Here is a 17,421-nt window from a genome sequence, read left to right on the forward strand (position 1 = left end):
TAATTTTTCCCTTTGCAATTTCTGTACCGATGAGTCTATTATTGAGAATAATGTACTCATCGGTATAGGAATGGATGCACATGTCAAAGCCTTACCCAGTCTTTCATTTTAAGTGCGCATCCCGTTTATTCACAGCGATTGTGCCGATCGCACCTGTCGCGCTCCTTGTGCTCGGCTCGGCGATGCTTGCGGGCTGTACGGTCGGACCGGATTTCGCAGCACCGGCAGCGCCCAACCCATCCAGCTTTACCGAGAAACCTCTGCCCACGCGAACCCTGTCGGCCGATACAACGGCAGGCGCGTCACAAGCGCTCGTCGCCGGGCGCGATATCCAGGGTGACTGGTGGGCGCTGTTCCACTCACCTCAGATAAACGCGCTGGTGGTTCGGGCGCTCAAGGCGAATCCAACGCTCGCCGCCGCGCAGGCAAGCTTGCGCGAGGCACGCGAGAACACGCGTGCGGAGCAGGGGAGTTTCTTTCCGCAAATCAGTGCGAGCACGTCGGGCGAGCGGGAGCGAAACACGCTCGCGAGCCCAGTGCCATCGGCTTATAACGTGATCAGCGGATCGTTGAGCGTGTCCTACACGCTTGATGCTTTTGGCGGCGTTCGCCGGCAAGTCGAGCAACTCAACGCTCAGGCTGACTACCAGCGCTTCGAGCTTGAGGCAACCGAGTTGACGCTGGTTGCCAACGTGGTCAATGCCGCGATCAACGAGGCCTCGCTGCAGGCGCAGATTGATACCACGCACGACATCATCCGCGCCTATACCACCGCCCTTGACGTGACCCGCCGCCGCTTCGAACTCGGCGGAGTGAGCCAGGTAGATGTGCTGCAGCAGCAATCGCTGCTTGATGCGCAGACAGCCACGTTACCCGGTTTGCACAAACAACTCGAGCAGCAACGCAATCAACTGGCGGTCTATCTGGGTGGGCTGCCGAGCGAATACACAGCACCCACGCTGGACCTCGCAAGCCTGGTGCTGCCGGACGAGTTGCCTGTGTCCTTGCCGTCGAGTCTTGTCGCGCAACGACCCGATATCCAGGCCTACGGCGCCTTGCTGCATTCGGCGACCGCGAACGTGGGCGTGGCAGTGGCCAATATGCTGCCGCAAATATCGCTGACAGGGAGTTACGGGCGTGATGCCAGCGGCTTCTCGAACCTGTTCAACCCCGCCGGTATTGTATGGAGCATTGCGGGCAGCCTGACGCAGCCGGTCTTCCAGGGCGGCACACTGAAAGCTAAAAAACGCGCCGCCGATGCCGCCGTCGACGTAGCGGCAGCCCAATACAGCAGCACGGTGAACTCCGCATTCCAGGATGTCGCCAATGCGCTTGTCGCAATCAATCGCGACGCCGAGACGCTTGCTGCGAATCTCGCTACGCAGAAGACGGCGGCCGCGAGCCTCAAGGTGGCGCGGGCGCAATACAGCGCTGGCGGCGGCACGTATCTCAACGTGCTGACGTCCGAGCAAGCCGACCAGAGCGCACGCCTCACCCTGATTTCCTCTCAAGCCACTCGCTACACCGACACCGTCGCGCTGTTCCAGGCGCTGGGCGGTGGCTGGTGGCATCGAAGCGATGTCGATCCCAAAGTAGCGCAATGTTGCGGAGTGTTTTAACCCATGACCAGCCTTTCCACCCGTGCCGATACCACCAGTCCCTCGCAGGAACGTCAGCGGCCTCCCAGAACCTCGCTTCGCCTCTTCCTGATGCTGCTCGTCGTGGCGCTGCTCGCGGCTGCGCTGATCGGCTTCCATCTCTTCAAGGGCAACATCCTCAAGAAAGTGACCGCGACTATCCAGTCGCAACAAGCAACCGTGTCTACCGCGCCGGCCGGCATGCAGCCGTGGCAGCCGACGCTCACGGCAGTGGGGTCGCTGAGGGCATCGAAGGGCGCGGATCTGTCGCTTGAAACGAGTGGCGTGATCGATGAAATCAACTTCGACTCCGGTCGCGACGTGGAGGCGGGAACGGTGCTGATGCGGCTGCGTCCGAACGACGATGTCGCCAAGCTCGAGCAGTTGCAGGCGAGCGCCGAGTTGAGCGCGATCACGTATAAACGCGATCTGCAGCAACTGGCGGCGCAAGGTGTTGCGCAATCCACGGTGGATACCGATGCCGGCAACCTGAAGGTCGCGCGTGCGCAAGTCGCGGCACAGCAGGCGTTGATGCGCGAGAAGACGGTGCGTGCGCCGTTTGCGGGGCGTCTGGGCGTGCGTCAGGTCGATGTGGGTCAATATCTGGCGGCCGGTACGACGGTCGTGACCTTGCAGGCGCTTGACCCGATGTTCCTCGACTTCTACCTGCCGCAGCAGGCGCTTGGCCAGATCGGCCTGGGCCAGGCTGTATCGGTGAGTGTCGACGCCTATCCGGGAAAAACGTTCGCCGGGAAAGTGACGTCGATGAATTCGAAAGTCGATACATCCAGCCGCATGTTGCAGATACGCGCATCGTTCGCCAATCCGGACGGCGCGCTGCTACCCGGCATGTTCGCGAGCGCCAGCGTAACCAACGGCCCGGAGCAATCGCTCGTGACCATTCCGCAGACCGCCGTTGCGTACAACCCGTACGGGAGCCTTGTGTATGTGGTCCACAACGGCAAGAACGCGCAAGGCCAGCCGCAGGCGAGTGTCCATCAGCAGTTCGTGACGGCCGGCGAAACCCGCGGCGACCAGGTCAGCATCCTGAAGGGACTGCAGGCGGGCGACTTGGTGGTCACGGCGGGGCAGCTCAAGCTGCATAACGACGCGCTGGTCCAGATCGACAACAGCGTGAAACTGACGAACGATGCCGCACCCGTTCCGCAAGATCACTGACCGGGACGGCACGATGAAATTCACCGACATCTTTATCCGCCGGCCCGTGCTGGCATGCGTCGTCAGCCTGATGATCCTTGTGATTGGCTACAAGGCCTTCACCTCGCTGCCCATTCTCGAGTATCCGAAAACCGAAAACGCCGTGGTGACCGTGACCACGACGTATTACGGTGCTGACCCGCAAACCGTGGCCGGCTTCGTCACGACGCCGCTGGAAAATGCGATCGCGCAGGCGAATGGGATCGATTACCTGACGTCGAAGAGCATCTCCGGCACCAGCACGATCACTGCGAACCTGGTGCTCAATTTCGATGCCGACAAAGCCATCACCGAGATCAACGCCAAGATCAACTCGGTGCTCAACCAGTTGCCGAGCGGCGTGCAGCAGCCGACCATCACGGTGGCGATCGGCCAGTCGCTGGATGCGTTGATCATCGGTTATTCAAGCGATGAACTCACGCCCAATCAGATCACCGATTACCTCGTGCGCAATGTGCAGCCGCGCTTGCAGGCGGTGAAAGGTGTGCAGACGGCCGAGTTGCTGGGTCCGCAATATTTCGCGTTGCGCGCGTGGCTCGATCCGCAAAAGCTGGCGGCGTATGGACTGACCGCAACCGACGTTACTAACGCGCTGGCGGCCAACAGCGTGATTGCGGGATTGGGGACCACCAAGGGCCAGATGGTGCAGTTCAACCTGACGGCGTCGACGGATCTGCATTCGGTGCAGCAGTTCCGCGATCTCGTGGTGAAGCAGGTCAACGGCGGCATCATCCGGCTGAAGGACGTGGCGAACGTCACACTTGGTTCGGAGGACTATGAATCCGGCGTGTCGTACAATGGCAAGAAGGGCGTGTACCTCGGCATTCAGACAGCACCGTCGGCGAGTTTGCTCGATGTGATCAAGGGCGTGAAGGCCGTGCTGCCGGACATTCAGAAGGCGCTGCCCGCTGGCTTGCACAGCGCCGTTATCTACGATTCCACAGTGTTCGTGGACAGCTCGATCCACGAGGTCGAAGCGTCGCTGATCGAAACCGTGGTGATCGTCACCCTGGTGGTGTTCGCATTCCTGGGCTCGCCGCGCTCGGTGCTGATCCCGGTTGTCGCGATTCCGTTGTCGCTGGTCGGCACCTTCGGCGTGATGCTCGTGCTCGGCTTCTCGATCAACCTGCTGACCTTGCTCGCGCTCGTGCTGGCAATCGGGCTGGTGGTCGACGACGCCATCATCGTGGTCGAAAGCGTCAGCCGTCATCTGGAGGAGGGCATGCGGCCGCGCGACGCCGCGATCAAGGCGGCGCGCGATCTGGCGAGTCCGATCATCGCGATGACCGTCGTGCTGGTCGCGGTCTATGTTCCGATCGGTTTCCAGGGTGGCCTCACCGGTGCGCTCTTCACTGAGTTTGCGTTCACGCTGGTGGGCGCCGTAACGATGTCGGCAGTCATCTCACTGACGTTATCGCCCATGATGTGCGGCGCATTCCTGAAGCCGCACGACCAGGGCGGGCGCTGGGTGACGGGCGTCGTGGAGACGATCGACCGGGTTTTCGGCTCGATTCAGCGGGGCTACGAACGGCTCTTGCGCAGCAGTTTGCGGACGGTTCCCGTGACGCTGCTCTTCACGGGCCTGGTCATCGGCAGCATTTATTTTCTATACACGAGCGCCGACAGCGAACTCGCACCGCAAGAGGATCAGGGCGTGGTGATCCTGCAGCCGACCTCTGCGCCTAACGCGACGCTCCAGCAAAAGGAGATGTTCGGCCGCCAGGTCGGCGACATGATGGCTCTCTTGCCCGAAGCCGCGCAGACGTTCCAGGTCGAGAGCCCAGCGCAGTCGATCGCTGGTGTGACGCTCAAGCCTTGGGACGAGCGTCATCGCAACGCGTCCGTGATCCAGCGCGACTTGCAAAACCAGCTCAACGAAGTGGCGGGGCAAAAAGTCGTCGCGTTCCAGCCGCCTGCTCTGCCGGGCTCGCAGGGTTTGCCTATCCAGTTCGTGCTCAAGTCCACTCAGCCGCTGGATACGCTGAATGGTGAGGCGCAGAAGTTTCTTGCTGACGCCGCAGCAAGCGGGATGTTTCTGTTTATTGATAGCGACCTGAAGTTCGACCAGCCGCAGAAAGTGATCGATATCGATCGCGACAAGGCCTCTCAACTCGGGCTGACGATGACACAAGTCGGCACGGCGCTTGGCGGTTTGCTTGGCGGCGGTTATACGAACTACTTCAGCCTCGATTCGCGGTCATACAAGGTCATTGCGCAAGTGCAGCAGCGCTCCCGGCTGACGCTGGACCAGATCATGGATTTTCAGATCGCGACCGTGAACAATGTGCCCGTGCCGTTATCGGCGATTGGCCACATACGGACCGAAACGGTGCCTGAAACCATCAACCATTTCCAGCAGGTGAGTTCGGCGACCATTTCCGGGGTGCCCGCGCTTGGTGTTTCGCAGGATGCTGCACTCAAGTCGCTGCAGGCGCTGGCGGCTCGCACGCTGCCGGCCGATGTTTCTATCGACTATGCGGGGCCTCTGCGTCAGCTCGTGCAGGAATCAAGTGGCTTTGTCGGTACGTTCATTCTCGCGCTCATCATCATTTACCTGAGCCTCGCGGCGTTGTTTGAAAGCTTCCGCGATCCGCTGGTGATCCTTGTGTCAATTCCGATGTCGGTCGCGGGAGCGCTCGTCTTCATCAGTCTTGGACTTGGCGGTGCGTCGCTCAACATCTACACCGAGGTCGGTTTGGTGACGCTGATGGGGCTGATCAGCAAACACGGGATCCTGATCGTTGAAGTGGCGAATGCGGCACAGCAAGAGGGAATGTCGAAACTCGAAGCCATCATTCACGCTGCGGGAATCCGGCTTCGTCCGATCCTGATGACCACGGCTGCCATGGTCCTCGGTGTCGTGCCGCTCATCATGTCGGCGGGTGCGGGCGCGGCGTCGCGATTCAACATGGGGCTGGTGATTGCGAGCGGGTTGTCTATCGGCACGCTGTTCACGCTTTTCGTGTTGCCGGCGGTCTATCTCACGATCGCGGCGCGTCATGTCCCGGAAGAGGAAGAGGGGTCGGCAGATACTGCTTCACTAGAGCCGGCATCTAATCGAACCCCAAGCGCAGTTGCATAAAGCTGCGGACGGCGTACACGTGACGACGCCGTTTTCTTCTCATCGACCATAAGAAAAAATCAGGTGCTGGTCGATGCAACGAGATCCCGAAGGCTTGCCGTCAACGTCTCAATGACGACTTCCCGTAGCCGCATGACAGCGGGCTGCAATGGTCGTCCGCCGTCATGCAACGAGACGCTTAATGTGGGCGGCGCTACTGCCGGCAAGCCCATCGCGTCTCCCACAGTCCGCAGGCTATTCGGCAAGCCGGCCGTCGTGCGCAGCGTCACGCCCAGTCCAGCTTCAACAGCCGCCCATAGCCCATGAAGGCTTGGACTCGTGAATGCGATACGCCAAGGTACACCGGCATCGTCCAGTGCGGCAAGCGCGCGTTGGCGAAAAAAACAGGGGGTCCGGTACATCACGAGCGAGATCGGCTCACCGGGTGCCCACACCCTTTCCGTGGATACCGGCCCGGTCCAGGCCAAAGGCAACACGCCCAGCCGTTCGGCATCACCGCGTGCCCCATTACCGAGCGCAACGACAAGATCCAACTCGTATGGGGCAGATAAATCTCGTTTCGTTCCGAGTGACGCCTGCAGGGCCGTCGAACTAACGCTTTCACCCGTCCGTTTCCCCAAGAACTTCCGGGGAAGGACGCAAGCCTGCAACCCGGCGGACATCCAAAACCGCAGTCTGCCCGCCATCATGGCCTCTCTCATCAGGTGAGGCCCTTACCGCCTACCCGCGTCTGACCTCCACCGCGCGATTCAGTCGTACCGCAAGGCTGTTGCCGCGCCACCTAACTTGCTGCGTTGCAACATTTTGCTGCTAATCCGTGTTTTGGTAATCGTTTTCCATCGATTAAACCTTTATAGGCATTGAGATTAGTGAAATCACTAGGTCAATGATGTAAAGCTTTACGCTTTATTTTTTTTCTACTAGCATGGTTGTACGCGCTCAGACATCAGCTGTTTCCTGGCGACAAGAGGTTCGTCATCCCGACGATGACTGGTTCGACCACCCTCGTAAACGATTACCACGAAGCCGAAGCACGGCTCGGTTGATTGAAAGGGTGATCGGAGTCAGAAAAGTCGCCTTGAGTCCGCGGAGCGTTAAGGGAAGTGTTAATTCGTTCATATTCTTTGGAGTCCATGACCACCATGAAGAACACGCTTATGCCGGCCTCTCGCCGCGCCCCGGCCGCCCAAACGCTTCGCCCGCTGTTCAAGGCTATGCTGGCGCTGGTTTGTTTTGCGACAGGCGTGAGCAGCCTGGTTACCCCCGCTCACGCGGCGGATCCAACGACTTTCCAGTCAGTGCGCAAAGCGGGTGAACTGCGTTGCGGCGCAGCGCTGGCGCCCCCGTTTGTCGTTCGTGATGCGAAGACCGGCGGTTATACAGGTGCGTTCAGTGACCTGTGCCGCCGGTTCGGTGAGGACGTCCTTAAGGTCAAGGTGAAGTTTGTCGACACGACCTGGGACAACATGATTGCCGGACTGCAGACCGACAAATGGGACCTGGCCATGGCGATCAACCGGACGCCCGTGCGGGAGCAGGTGATCAACTTTTCGACGGCCGTCGTTCGTAACGATACGAACTTTGTGTACAGCCGATCCGACGCAAAGGTGCCCAAGCAGATCAAGGCGGTCGCCGATATCGACAAGCCCGATTTCATTGTTGCCGTGGTGCAGGGTACGACCGACGACAAGGCGATCAGCCCGGTGCTCAAGCAGGCGCAGATCCTTCGTCTGCCGGACGCTGACAGCACGCGCCTTGCACTCATGTCGCATCGTGCCGATTTTCTTGCCGACCAGTCCGATGCCAACCTGATCTTCCAGGCGGCACACCCCGACTGGGCCGAGATCTATCGGCCGGACCCGGCCTTCAATCTTCAGGACGTGGCGTTCGGAATGAACAAGAGCTACACCAGCGCGGACCTCAACGAGCTGAATCAATTCATTGAGCAGCAGACCAAGAGCGGTTTCGTCAAATCCAGCGTCGAAGCGGCCGTGAAGCAGGCGGCGCAGTCCGTAAAACAGTAGCCGGATTTTTCCATAGACAGCCAGACAATGAGCAACGACATGGAACAGGTCATGAAAGTGAGCCGGCTGATGAAACATGACGCCGATGCGCGCCCGGCCGGATGGCAGGAAGGGCGCTCGCCGGTTCACCCCAAGCTGCCGGCGGGCACGCAGCCACTCGTGCGTATCAAGGGCTTGGTTAAGCAATACGGTCCCACGGTCAAAGTCCTCAAGGGCCTTGACCTGGAGATGCAGCACGATGATCGCCTGGTGGTGATCGGACCGAGCGGAGGAGGGAAGAGCACGTTGTTGCGTGTTCTGATGGGGCTTGAAACCATCGACGGGGGCGCAGTCGAGTTCAACGGCAACCCCTATCTCTCGTTTGATGAAGCGAATCGCCGCACGCGGATGGACCTGAGCATCCGCAAGCAAATAGGGATGGTCTTCCAGAACTACACGCTCTTTGCCCATCTGGACGTTCTGCGCAACCTGACGCTCGCGCCCTGCAAGGTGAAGGGTGAGCCGCGCGCCGACGCGGATCGAAGGGCGACGTTGCTGCTCGATCGATTTGGACTATTAAATAAAGCGCGTGCTTATCCTGCACAGCTTTCCGGCGGCCAAAAGCAACGCGTCGCGATCGCGCGCGCCTTGATGCTGGACCCGCGGCTCATGCTGTTCGACGAGGTCACATCCGCGCTGGATCCTGAGCTGGTTGCGGAGGTCGAGACGGTCATTCTTGAGCTGGCGTCGCAGGGAATGCCAATGGTCATGGTGACGCACGACATGTGGTTTGCCAGGAAAGTTGCTTCCCGCATTGTGTTCTGCGCGGACGGTGTGGTCATCGAGGCAGGAACGCCCGATGAAATGTTCAAGAACCCAAAACACGCCAGGACCCGGGAGTTTCTGAACAACGTCCTGCATGTGAACTAGGAAAGCGCCGTGAACTATTCTCTGGATTTCTCCTGGATCTCCTCGGGACTCGGTCCCCTGTGGCAGGGCCTGGCGGTGACGCTTGCGATCGCGTTGTGTGCGAATGCAATAGGCGTAGTAGCGGGTTTCGCTGTCGGAATGTTGACTCAAAGCAAGTCGCGGCTTGTCCGCGCGCCGGTCTCGGTGTTCATAGAGTTCTTCCGCTGTACGCCGGCGCTAGTCCAGGTGGTCTGGTTCTTCTACTGCGTTCCGATCATCTTCAACGTGTTTCTCAGTCCGATGACAATGGGCATCCTCGCCATTTCCCTGAACCTGACGGCGTTCAATGCCGAGGCGTACCGGGGCGGCATCCAGTCGGTTCCGCGAGACCAGCACGACGCGGGTGTCGCGCTGGGCTTCTCGCCCTTTCAGCGCACGACGCTGATCGTGCTTCCGCACGCTTTTCGCGTGGCGCTGCCGGTTCTTGTCACCAATGGCATCTCGGCGTTGCAACAGACGTCGCTGCTGTCGGTGGTGGCGATCCAGGAGTTGATGTACCGGGGCAAGGAGATTGCTTCGGATACCTATAGACCATTGGAAGTATTTACGACAGTCGGAATTTTGTATCTCGTTGTGTCGGTGCTCGTTGCGCAGGCGTTGCGCGTGATCGAGCGCAAACGGTCCTTCAATTATTCAGCGGCGTAGCCAGTCATGAAATTCAATTTCGTGTTCCTGCTGGGTTATATCGAGCCATTGCTTGACGGGCTTGCGCTTACCGTCAAGCTGACCGTGGCCTCCGCAATCGCCGGCATTGCGCTGGGATTCGTGACGAGCCTCGTCAGGACTTACGGCCCGAGCGCTGCTCGAGCAATAGCGACGGGTTATGTGGAAATATTCCGAGGGACACCGCTACTGGTCCAGCTGTTCTGGTTTTTCTTCTGCCTGCCGCTTTTGCTTCACGTGAATATCAGCGTAGGCGTTGCATCGTTTGCGGCGCTTAGCTTGTACATGGGCGCGATCACGTGCGAGACCTTCCGCGGATCGCTGACCACCATCAAGAAGGAAGAACTGGACGCGTGCGTGGCGCTTGGACTGAGCCGTATGACACGCGTGACGCACATTGTCCTGCCGCTCGCTTTTATCCGTTCAATGCCCACCTTGCTCTCGAACGTAGTCAGCCTGTTCAAGGAAAGTGCTTTGGTGTCCGCGCTTGGCATGGCCGACCTGATGTTCGTCGGCCAAAACATTGCGAACACAAGTGCCCGGCCGGTGGAAGTCCTGACGACGACCGCGCTCATCTACTTCGTGGTCGCGTATCCGCTCACGCGATGCGTCGGGCATATCGAACGAAAGGTACTCCGGCGGTTCTAGCGGCTAAACGTTTCTGGAGGCAATGCACATGAAAATGAAGCGAATGGTGAATGTCGTTGGCATGCACACGGGTGGCGAGCGCAACGACGTGATCACTGGCGGTGTTCTCGATGTCCCCGGTCAAACGATGTTCGAGAAGATGCGATATCTGGAAACGCAGGCCGACGATCTGCGCAAATTCTTGCTGCAGGAACCGAGAGGAACGGTGACCCAATGCGTCAACCTCGTGCTTCCGCCGTGCGACCCGCAGGCAGACGCAGGATTCGTGATCATGGAGTCCGAGAGTTACCCGCCCATGTCCGGCAGCAACACTATTTGCACGGTGACCGCGCTGCTGGAGACGGGCATGTTGCCGATGCAGGAACCGTACACCGACCTGATCCTGGAAGCGCCCGGAGGCCTGATCAAGGTTCGGGCCGAGTGCCGCGACGGCAAGTGCGTCAATGTCCGTTTTACCAATGTGCCGTGTTTCGTGTTTGGGCTTGATCTTCCGCTGGAGGTGCCCGGTATTGGGACGCTGACGGTCGATGTCGCTTATGGCGGAATGATCTACGTACTTGTCAATGCCGCGGCGTTGGGCTTTTCCGTCGTCCCGGATGAAGCCGCCGATATGGTGGAATTGGGCGAGGCGATCAAGGCAGCGGCGGCCGTGCAGATTCCCGCGGTGCATCCGGAGAATCCGCAGATCCATACGATCAACCAGACCCTGTTCGCCGGTCCTCTCGAACGCGGACCAGACGGTCTTTCGTCAAGGAACGGCGTAATCGTCTCGCCGGGCCGCCTCGACCGATCGCCATGTGGAACGGGAACCAGCGCACGGCTGGCGGTACTTCATGCGCGTGGCCTGATTGAGCCGGGCGAGCGATTCGTCCACCGGTCGATCATAGGCTCTGAATTTACCGGTGAGATTGTCGAGACGCTTACGGTGGGCGGCAGGCCGGGCATACGTCCCGCTATTTCCGGCGGCGCGTGGATCACGGGTTTTCATCAATACGTGCTTGATTCATCGGATCCCTTTCCGACGGGCTACACGTTGAACGATCTCTGGAAGAAAAGGGCTTAAGGGTTGCTGAGGCCTGAAGATCGCGCGTTGACGCGGGTACGCGTAAACGTTTTCCATCGCTGTATTGATTGTGGAGCAGGAGGTTGAGATGATCGACAACCCGATTGAACGTAAGAGTGAGGCGTCCGCTGAGGTCGCCGGCACGGGCAGGTATTTGTATGTGCATCCGGCAGAGGAAGAGAGCTACTGGCAGCCGCAGCCGGCGAATGGATATGCGTCGGTCCATGTCGCACCGCATCGGGTGCCGATGGATCGGCAATTTTCCGTTGGCACGCAAACCTTGCCGCCGGGCGGCGTTGTCCGCCTTCACTCCCACACCGATAACGAAGAGGTGCTGCACTTCATCTCCGGCGCGGGCAAGGCCGACCTGGATGGCAAGGAGTATCGGCTCGAACCGGGGGTCACGCTGTTCCTCGGCAAACTGCGCACGCATACCTTTATCAACGACGGCGACGTCGATCTGCATTGGGTGTGGTTCTTCGTGCCCGCAGGCCTCGAAACCTTCTTCCGCGAGATCGGCCGGCCGCGCACGCCGGGCGAAGCTGCGCCAGAACCCTTCGCGCGCCCGGTGGACGCGGCGCAGATCGAGGCCCGCACCGTGTTCACTCAGCCTGGCCAGAGCGATAAGAGGCCGCAATGATGGAGGGTCGTACAACTTCAGGTATCCACTACGAAGTAGCCGGCAGCGGCGACGCGCTCGTGTGCATCTCCGGGCTTGGCGGTCTCGCCTCCTTCTGGCGGCCGGTTGCCGCGTTGCTTGCGAGCGGCTATCGAGTGATCTCCTTCGACCATCCGGGAGTGGGCCGCAGCACTCGGGACGCGGACCAGCGCATACCTGCGATCGCGCAGGCTGCTCTCGACGTGCTCGACGCCGAAGGTGTGATCCATGCGCATTTTGTGGGGCACTCCACGGGCAGTCTGGTCGCACAGACGCTTGCGCTTGATCATCAACGCCGGTGCCGCAAGCTTGTGCTAAGCGGCGGCTGGGTGAAGCCGGACCGGCGCTTCAGGGATCTCTTTGATCTGCGGCGGCGGATGCTGGAGCAACTCGGGACGCGCGCCTATTCGGCGTTCTCGCGCCTTGGGGGTTATGACGCTCAGTGGTACGAACATAACGTGGCGTCGCTGCCGCTTCAGTTCGATGGCGACGACGAGTTCGACAAGCAGACGGTCGTCAATCGAATCGAGATGTTGCTTTCGTATGACCGCGCGGGCGAGCTTGCATTGATCGATAAAGATACGCTGGTTGTGGGTGCACGCGACGATTTCATCGTGCCGTTCCATCACTCGGAAGATCTGGCGCAACGCATCCCGAAAGCGACGCTTGTCGAGGCTCAGGGCGGCCATTTTTTCCCACAAGTCGACCCGCAAGCGTTTGCATCGCGGATTGGCGCATTCCTGGACAGATGACTCATGACGATGCCGGAGCTCAACGAACAGTCGCCGGTCCCCGTGGATCGCGACAGGAATTTTGCGGCGCTCGAGCGAATCGCGATCGTCGGTATGGGCGCGATGGGCAAGCGCGTTCTGGCCGCGTTACGTGAGCGAGGAATCAAGGCTCGCCAGCTAGCGTGTCTTGTTCCCGCTCACGAGGCCGACTCTCCCAACATGCGATCAGTCGGGATCGAGGTTTTCCATGACGTCACCGCTCTCGTTTCATGGAACCCGACGCTTTGCGTCGAGTGCGCGGGCCACGCGGCAGTCGATGAAACGGTCATCCCGCTTCTTGAGCGTGGAGTCGACGCCATCCTTGTTTCCGTCGGTGCGCTGGCGTCCGCGCCGCTGCGCGAGAAGATCAATCGCGCGATGACGCTCGGCGATTCGGCGCTGACGTTGGTGTCCGGCGCGATCGGAGGCATTGATGCTTTGCGTGCGGCACGCATGGGCGGTCTCGATTCAGTCCGCTATACCGGACGAAAACCCCCGCATGCATGGCGGGGGTCGCCAGCCGAATTACAGTTCGATCTGCTTACTATCGATAAACCCACTGTGGTCTTCGAGGGTACGGCCGGCGAGTCGGCAAGACTGTTCCCGAAGAACGCCAACGTCACCGCCGCGGTTGCCCTGGCGGGCATCGGCTTCGAGAAAACGACAGTCACGATGATGGCCGACCCGGGCGTCGCCCAGAACGTGCATGAAATAGAAGCGGTCGGCGCGTTTGGCCGCCTGTCGATTCGCCTTGAAAACAATCCATTGCCGGACAACCCTCGGACATCGTGGCTTGCGGCAATGAGCATTGAAGACGCGGTCATCCGCCGTCTTGAACATTCCATTTAATCTTGTGAGAAAAGAACATGCGACTCGAAGGAAAAGTAGCTGTCGTGACGGGTGCGGCAGCCGGAATCGGAGCCGCCACGGCAGCGTTGTTCATCAAGGAAGGCGCAAGGGTGGTGGTCGCGGACAGCAACCTGGAGCAGGCTGAGAAGGTCGCGCGTGCGTTGGGTGAAAACGCGCTTGCAGTCGGCGTGGACGTCACGGTTGCGTCGCAGATCAAGCACCTCATTGCTGCGACCCTAGCCGCATTTGGCGGCCTCGATATCCTGGTCAACAATGCGGGTTACGGCATTCGCGGCAGCGTTGTCAATACGGATGAAGAGGACTGGGACAAGGTGATCGACGTGAATCTGAAGAGCGTCTATCTTTGCTCCAAGTACGGAATACCGGAGATTGAAAAGCGAGGCGGCGGGGCGGTGGTCAACATCTCGTCGACCGCTGCCGTCTGTGGTATCCCCGATCGGGCCGCCTATGTGGCGGCGAAGGGCGGCGTCGCGTCGCTGACCCGTTCGATGGCGCTCGACCATGCGGACAAGAACATCCGCATCAACAGTATTGCGCCGGGCGTCATCTGGTCCAACTATTATGAAAAAATGCTCAAGGAGGTTCCCGATCCCGACGCATTCGTACACGGACTGAAAGCGCGTGCGCCAGTGAACCGAATGGGCACGCCGCAGGAGATCGCCTCGATGGTCTTGTTCCTGGCGAGTGACGAGTCTTCGTTTGCGACCGGCGGGATGTTCACGGTCGACGGCGGCTACACAGCACGATAACGCACGATCGAAGCCGGACGCCCCACCCGCTCAGCGAGCGGGTGGGGCGTCCTTCGCGTGGCTTTCTTCAAGCGACAGCTTTCGGAGGCGTACTCGTGGAAGCGACGCGGGGGACACTCGTTGACTCGCGCACGATCAACTGCGTGTCCAACCGGGCGGGCGTGACTTTGCCTCCGTGCGTCAGGGCGCCGATCAGCGATCGCGCTGCAAGACGTCCCATCTCCGCGGCAGGAACAGCGATGGTCGTCAGCGCCGGGGAGAAGATAGTAGTGTAGTCGTCGTCATCGAAACCGACAACGGACATGTCTTCCGGCACCCGCAGACCAAGCCGCCGGCACTCTGCCATGGCGCTGAGCGCGAAGACATCGGCATTACAGACGACTGCAGTGACGTCCGGGAATTCATGATGGATCTGCCTCATGGCATCCGCGCCCTGGTGCGTCGCCGAGCCGTAGCTTTTTTCGATGACATGGGCCTTGTCGCCCAGTCCGTGAGCCTGCATGGTTTTTTCAAAGCCACTGAGCCGGGCTTGTTGCCGATCGTTTCCTTGCAACGGACCCGCGATCATCGCCATCTCACGATGACCCAGCCGGATCAGGAATTCGACCGCTTGCCGGGTTGCCGCGAAGTTGTCGAAGCCAATGGACGGCACGAGGTCATCGTCATTGTAGGAGTAGGTGGTCACGCAGGGAATCTGTTTGTCGGCCAGGTAGCTTTGCAGCTTGGGATCTACCATCTTCCCAACCAGTAACAGCGCCTCCGCGCCGCGTTCGACGATCCGCTTGACCGCATCGAGCATGTTGCGGTTGTCGAACCCGTTCGTCACCACGAACACGCTGTAACCCGCCATGGTCAACTGCTCTTCGAACGCATGCGTCAGCCGCGCGAACATGGAGTAGTCGAGCGACGGAATCACGGCACCGATGATGAACGATTTGCGAAGGCGTAACGCCTTGGCTGCCGGGTCGGGACTGTAGCCGAGCTCCTTTGCTACGGCCAACACCTTTTCACGGCTCACCGCGCTGACACGATTGGGGATGTTGAACGCGCGCGAGACGGTAGCGACCGACACGCCTGCCGCTTTCGCGACGTCAAAAACGTTGATATTGGGTTTGGCTTTCTGTCTGTTCATGGCGCGACAAAATAGGTCGAAGGATCACGTTCCTTCCTCGTACTGCGGGGTTAGTTTAGCACTTGGCGACACTGGTGGAAAACGATTACATCACTATTGCAGCCTCCGGCGCCGCGGGAATCGACGCCCGGTAAGCTTAGGCCGCATCAAAGCGGACATTGCAATTTACTCACCGCGTTCGCCGTACAACGCGGCCAGTGCTTTCACGGCATCGAACACCCACCGTTGAAAGGGTGAGGTTGTCGTCGATCATCGAGACGGATGGGGCAATGCAGGCAGAACAGGTTGCTAGCTATACGCCAACCTGTCGGCGCGCATCGGTCATTTGACCGATGCCGTCAGGCCAGGGCGAATGCCATCATCTCTATCAATGCAGGCTTCTTGTCGCGATGAAGCGGGTGCGGTCCTGCCGACAGCCCATCGCAGCAAAAGCCTGGTGCGTCGCTCAAGGCGACGCGGTCGACAACCTCTTAGAGGACTTTCAGTGGCTACTCATCTTTCAGATACCACCCGCCTTCAGGATGAGCGGTGGCTCAAACACTATTACTTTTCCCGTGCCGCGTTTTCTGTCGTGTGGGTCGCGCTCGCGTTTGCCATCGGGCAGCATGCCCCGGCGATCGGAGCCGCACTGCTTATCGTCTATCCCCTATGGGATGCGCTGGCCAATTACGTCGACATGTCGCGTAGTGGTGGGATGCGCGAAAATCTTACTCAGGCTTTGAACGTCCTCGCTAGCGCAGCGATAGCGGTTGCGGTGGTTGTGGTTGTGGTATTGAGCGTCAATACAAGCCTGGTGCTTGATGTATTTGGAGTCTGGGCCGTTCTGTCCGGATTACTTCAGCTTGCCACCGCCGTCCGTCGCTGGAAGCGCTTTGGTGCGCAATGGGCAATGATTTTGAGCGGCGGACAGTCGGCGCTGGCGGGCGCGTTTTTCATCGCGCAGGCCCATGCATCCGTGCCTCCCGCGATTGTCAAAGTGGCCGGCTACGCAGGTGTCGGCGCGATCTATTTTCTTGTCTCCGCGCTGTGGTTATCGGCCGGCCAACTGCGGCGCAAATTTGCAACGACGCCTTGAAGACGGGATAACCGCGAGCGGCTGGATCGCTTTCAGTCGCTTAAGTTCGCGCATGTTCATGGTGATTCTGTCCGTCGCCGTCATCGTCGCTCCCGGCGCCGTAGGAATCGACGCCGGCTAAGCTTAACCCGCCTGAAACCCGACATTTCTATCTTGCTTAAACACGACATTAGGATATTGCTGCTACAGCATAAAAGTTGATAATTTGTATTATGTAAAATTTAGGGTGCCGAACTGATACGTATCTATTTTGTCCACCGTCGGCCAATACGATCGCGTATCGTCCGGCAATTGTAAACCTGGCCTTGTTCTGAACGCGGCTTTCGTCAACCGCTGTGCCGCTTCCTCAGCCCCTCCAGGTGTCCGACCGTACGCTCGTGCCACTCGAGCAGTTATCGCTACCGTCCGATCTGGACGGCGGCCACGGCACGAACCGCGCCCTCGGCGCCCGTCCTCAAATTGCGGCTGAGAACGATATCGACGCCATCAGGGCGTGGCTCGCGCGCTTCGTCGACACGAAGTCAACGTTCGACACCTACCGTAAGGAGTCCGAACGCCTGCTGCTGTGGTCAACCACAGAACTGAGGAAACCTTTCTCGTCGCTCACGCACGAAGACCTGCTCATCTACCGGCGGTTTCTGGCGAATCCCCAACCAGCCCAGCGCTGGATCATGACCGGGCGCAAAGTGGCTCGCGTGGACCCATCCTGGCGGCCGTTCGCGGGACCGCTCTCACCCGCCAGCGAGCGACAGGCGTTTGTGATTCTGAATACGCTGTTCGCATGGCTGGTCAATGCAGGCTACTTGGCCGGCAATCCGCTGTCCCTATCGCGTCAGCGAGCACGCAAGGCTAAGCCGCGCGTGACACGCTTCCTCGAAGACGAT

15 protein-coding genes and 1 pseudogene are annotated in these 17,421 nt (G+C 59.8%); 14 read left to right on the top strand and 2 right to left on the bottom strand.

The genetic code is table 11. The features are described from left to right. Positions 1 to 80 precede the first annotated feature (80 nt). From GSQ93_RS24680 to GSQ93_RS24690, 3 genes are read left to right on the top strand one after another with little or no spacing between them, the layout of a single operon-like run. Complete coding sequence (locus tag GSQ93_RS24680; RefSeq protein ID WP_158938247.1) at positions 81 to 1,619, top strand: efflux transporter outer membrane subunit; 1,539 nt, start codon at positions 81 to 83, stop codon at positions 1,617 to 1,619. A gap of 3 nt (positions 1,620 to 1,622) precedes the next feature. Beyond that, positions 1,623 to 2,816: an efflux RND transporter periplasmic adaptor subunit gene (locus tag GSQ93_RS24685; protein WP_158938248.1), complete on the top strand. Its 1,194-nt coding sequence runs from the start codon at positions 1,623 to 1,625 to the stop codon at positions 2,814 to 2,816. Positions 2,817 to 2,829: 13 nt separating this feature from the next. Then, a complete protein-coding gene (locus GSQ93_RS24690) occupies positions 2,830 to 5,937 on the top strand; it encodes an efflux RND transporter permease subunit (RefSeq protein WP_158938249.1) in 3,108 nt (1,035 codons plus the stop codon). A 59-nt stretch (positions 5,938 to 5,996) separates the two neighbouring features. On the opposite strand, the gene GSQ93_RS24695 is transcribed toward GSQ93_RS24690, so the two are convergent. After that, entirely contained in the window at positions 5,997 to 6,470 is a 474-nt protein-coding gene (locus GSQ93_RS24695; RefSeq protein WP_158938250.1) for a LysR substrate-binding domain-containing protein, read from the bottom strand. A 600-nt stretch (positions 6,471 to 7,070) separates the two neighbouring features. Here GSQ93_RS24695 and GSQ93_RS24700 point away from each other — a divergent pair. The 9 genes from GSQ93_RS24700 (at position 7,071) to GSQ93_RS24740 (ending at position 14,330) form a co-directional block, all read left to right on the top strand. After that, positions 7,071 to 7,961, top strand: a complete 891-nt coding sequence (locus GSQ93_RS24700; RefSeq protein ID WP_254074031.1) for an ABC transporter substrate-binding protein — start codon at positions 7,071 to 7,073, stop codon at positions 7,959 to 7,961. Positions 7,962 to 7,988: 27 nt separating this feature from the next. After that, positions 7,989 to 8,870: an amino acid ABC transporter ATP-binding protein gene (locus GSQ93_RS24705; protein ID WP_254074032.1), complete on the top strand. Its 882-nt coding sequence runs from the start codon at positions 7,989 to 7,991 to the stop codon at positions 8,868 to 8,870. A gap of 9 nt (positions 8,871 to 8,879) precedes the next feature. Then, positions 8,880 to 9,554: an amino acid ABC transporter permease gene (locus GSQ93_RS24710; RefSeq protein WP_158938251.1), complete on the top strand. Its 675-nt coding sequence runs from the start codon at positions 8,880 to 8,882 to the stop codon at positions 9,552 to 9,554. 6 nt (positions 9,555 to 9,560) lie between these two features. Next, positions 9,561 to 10,220, top strand: coding sequence for an amino acid ABC transporter permease (locus tag GSQ93_RS24715; RefSeq protein ID WP_158938252.1), 660 nt, complete (start codon positions 9,561 to 9,563; stop codon positions 10,218 to 10,220). A gap of 28 nt (positions 10,221 to 10,248) precedes the next feature. Further along, positions 10,249 to 11,283, top strand: a complete 1,035-nt coding sequence (locus tag GSQ93_RS24720; RefSeq protein ID WP_158938253.1) for a proline racemase family protein — start codon at positions 10,249 to 10,251, stop codon at positions 11,281 to 11,283. 88 nt (positions 11,284 to 11,371) lie between these two features. Continuing rightward, a complete protein-coding gene (locus tag GSQ93_RS24725; RefSeq protein ID WP_158938254.1) occupies positions 11,372 to 11,923 on the top strand; it encodes a cupin domain-containing protein in 552 nt (183 codons plus the stop codon). Next, the gene (locus GSQ93_RS24730; protein ID WP_216857667.1) at positions 11,920 to 12,693 is read left to right on the top strand and encodes an alpha/beta fold hydrolase; all 774 of its coding nucleotides are present in this window, start codon (positions 11,920 to 11,922) and stop codon (positions 12,691 to 12,693) included. Before GSQ93_RS24725 ends, GSQ93_RS24730 begins: the two co-directional genes overlap by 4 nt. A 3-nt stretch (positions 12,694 to 12,696) precedes the next feature. Next, a complete protein-coding gene (locus GSQ93_RS24735) occupies positions 12,697 to 13,560 on the top strand; it encodes an aspartate dehydrogenase (protein WP_254074033.1) in 864 nt (287 codons plus the stop codon). A gap of 17 nt (positions 13,561 to 13,577) precedes the next feature. Further along, a complete protein-coding gene (locus GSQ93_RS24740; RefSeq protein ID WP_158938255.1) occupies positions 13,578 to 14,330 on the top strand; it encodes an SDR family oxidoreductase in 753 nt (250 codons plus the stop codon). 67 nt (positions 14,331 to 14,397) lie between these two features. Here the strand turns inward: GSQ93_RS24740 and GSQ93_RS24745 are convergent, their stop codons facing one another. Beyond that, a complete protein-coding gene (locus GSQ93_RS24745; protein ID WP_158938256.1) occupies positions 14,398 to 15,462 on the bottom strand; it encodes a LacI family DNA-binding transcriptional regulator in 1,065 nt (354 codons plus the stop codon). A gap of 484 nt (positions 15,463 to 15,946) precedes the next feature. On the opposite strand from GSQ93_RS24745, the gene GSQ93_RS24750 reads away from it, so the two are divergent. Continuing rightward, positions 15,947 to 16,537 carry a DUF308 domain-containing protein gene (locus tag GSQ93_RS24750; RefSeq protein WP_158938257.1) on the top strand — a complete coding sequence of 197 codons (591 nt, stop codon included), beginning with the start codon at positions 15,947 to 15,949 and terminating at the stop codon, positions 16,535 to 16,537. 359 nt (positions 16,538 to 16,896) lie between these two features. After that, positions 16,897 to 17,421, top strand: a pseudogene (locus GSQ93_RS24755) (integrase); the annotation flags it as partial.

Origin of the sequence: Burkholderia sp. S171, assembly GCF_009766085.1 — a bacterium.
In the GTDB taxonomy this organism is placed as follows: domain Bacteria; phylum Pseudomonadota; class Gammaproteobacteria; order Burkholderiales; family Burkholderiaceae; genus Caballeronia.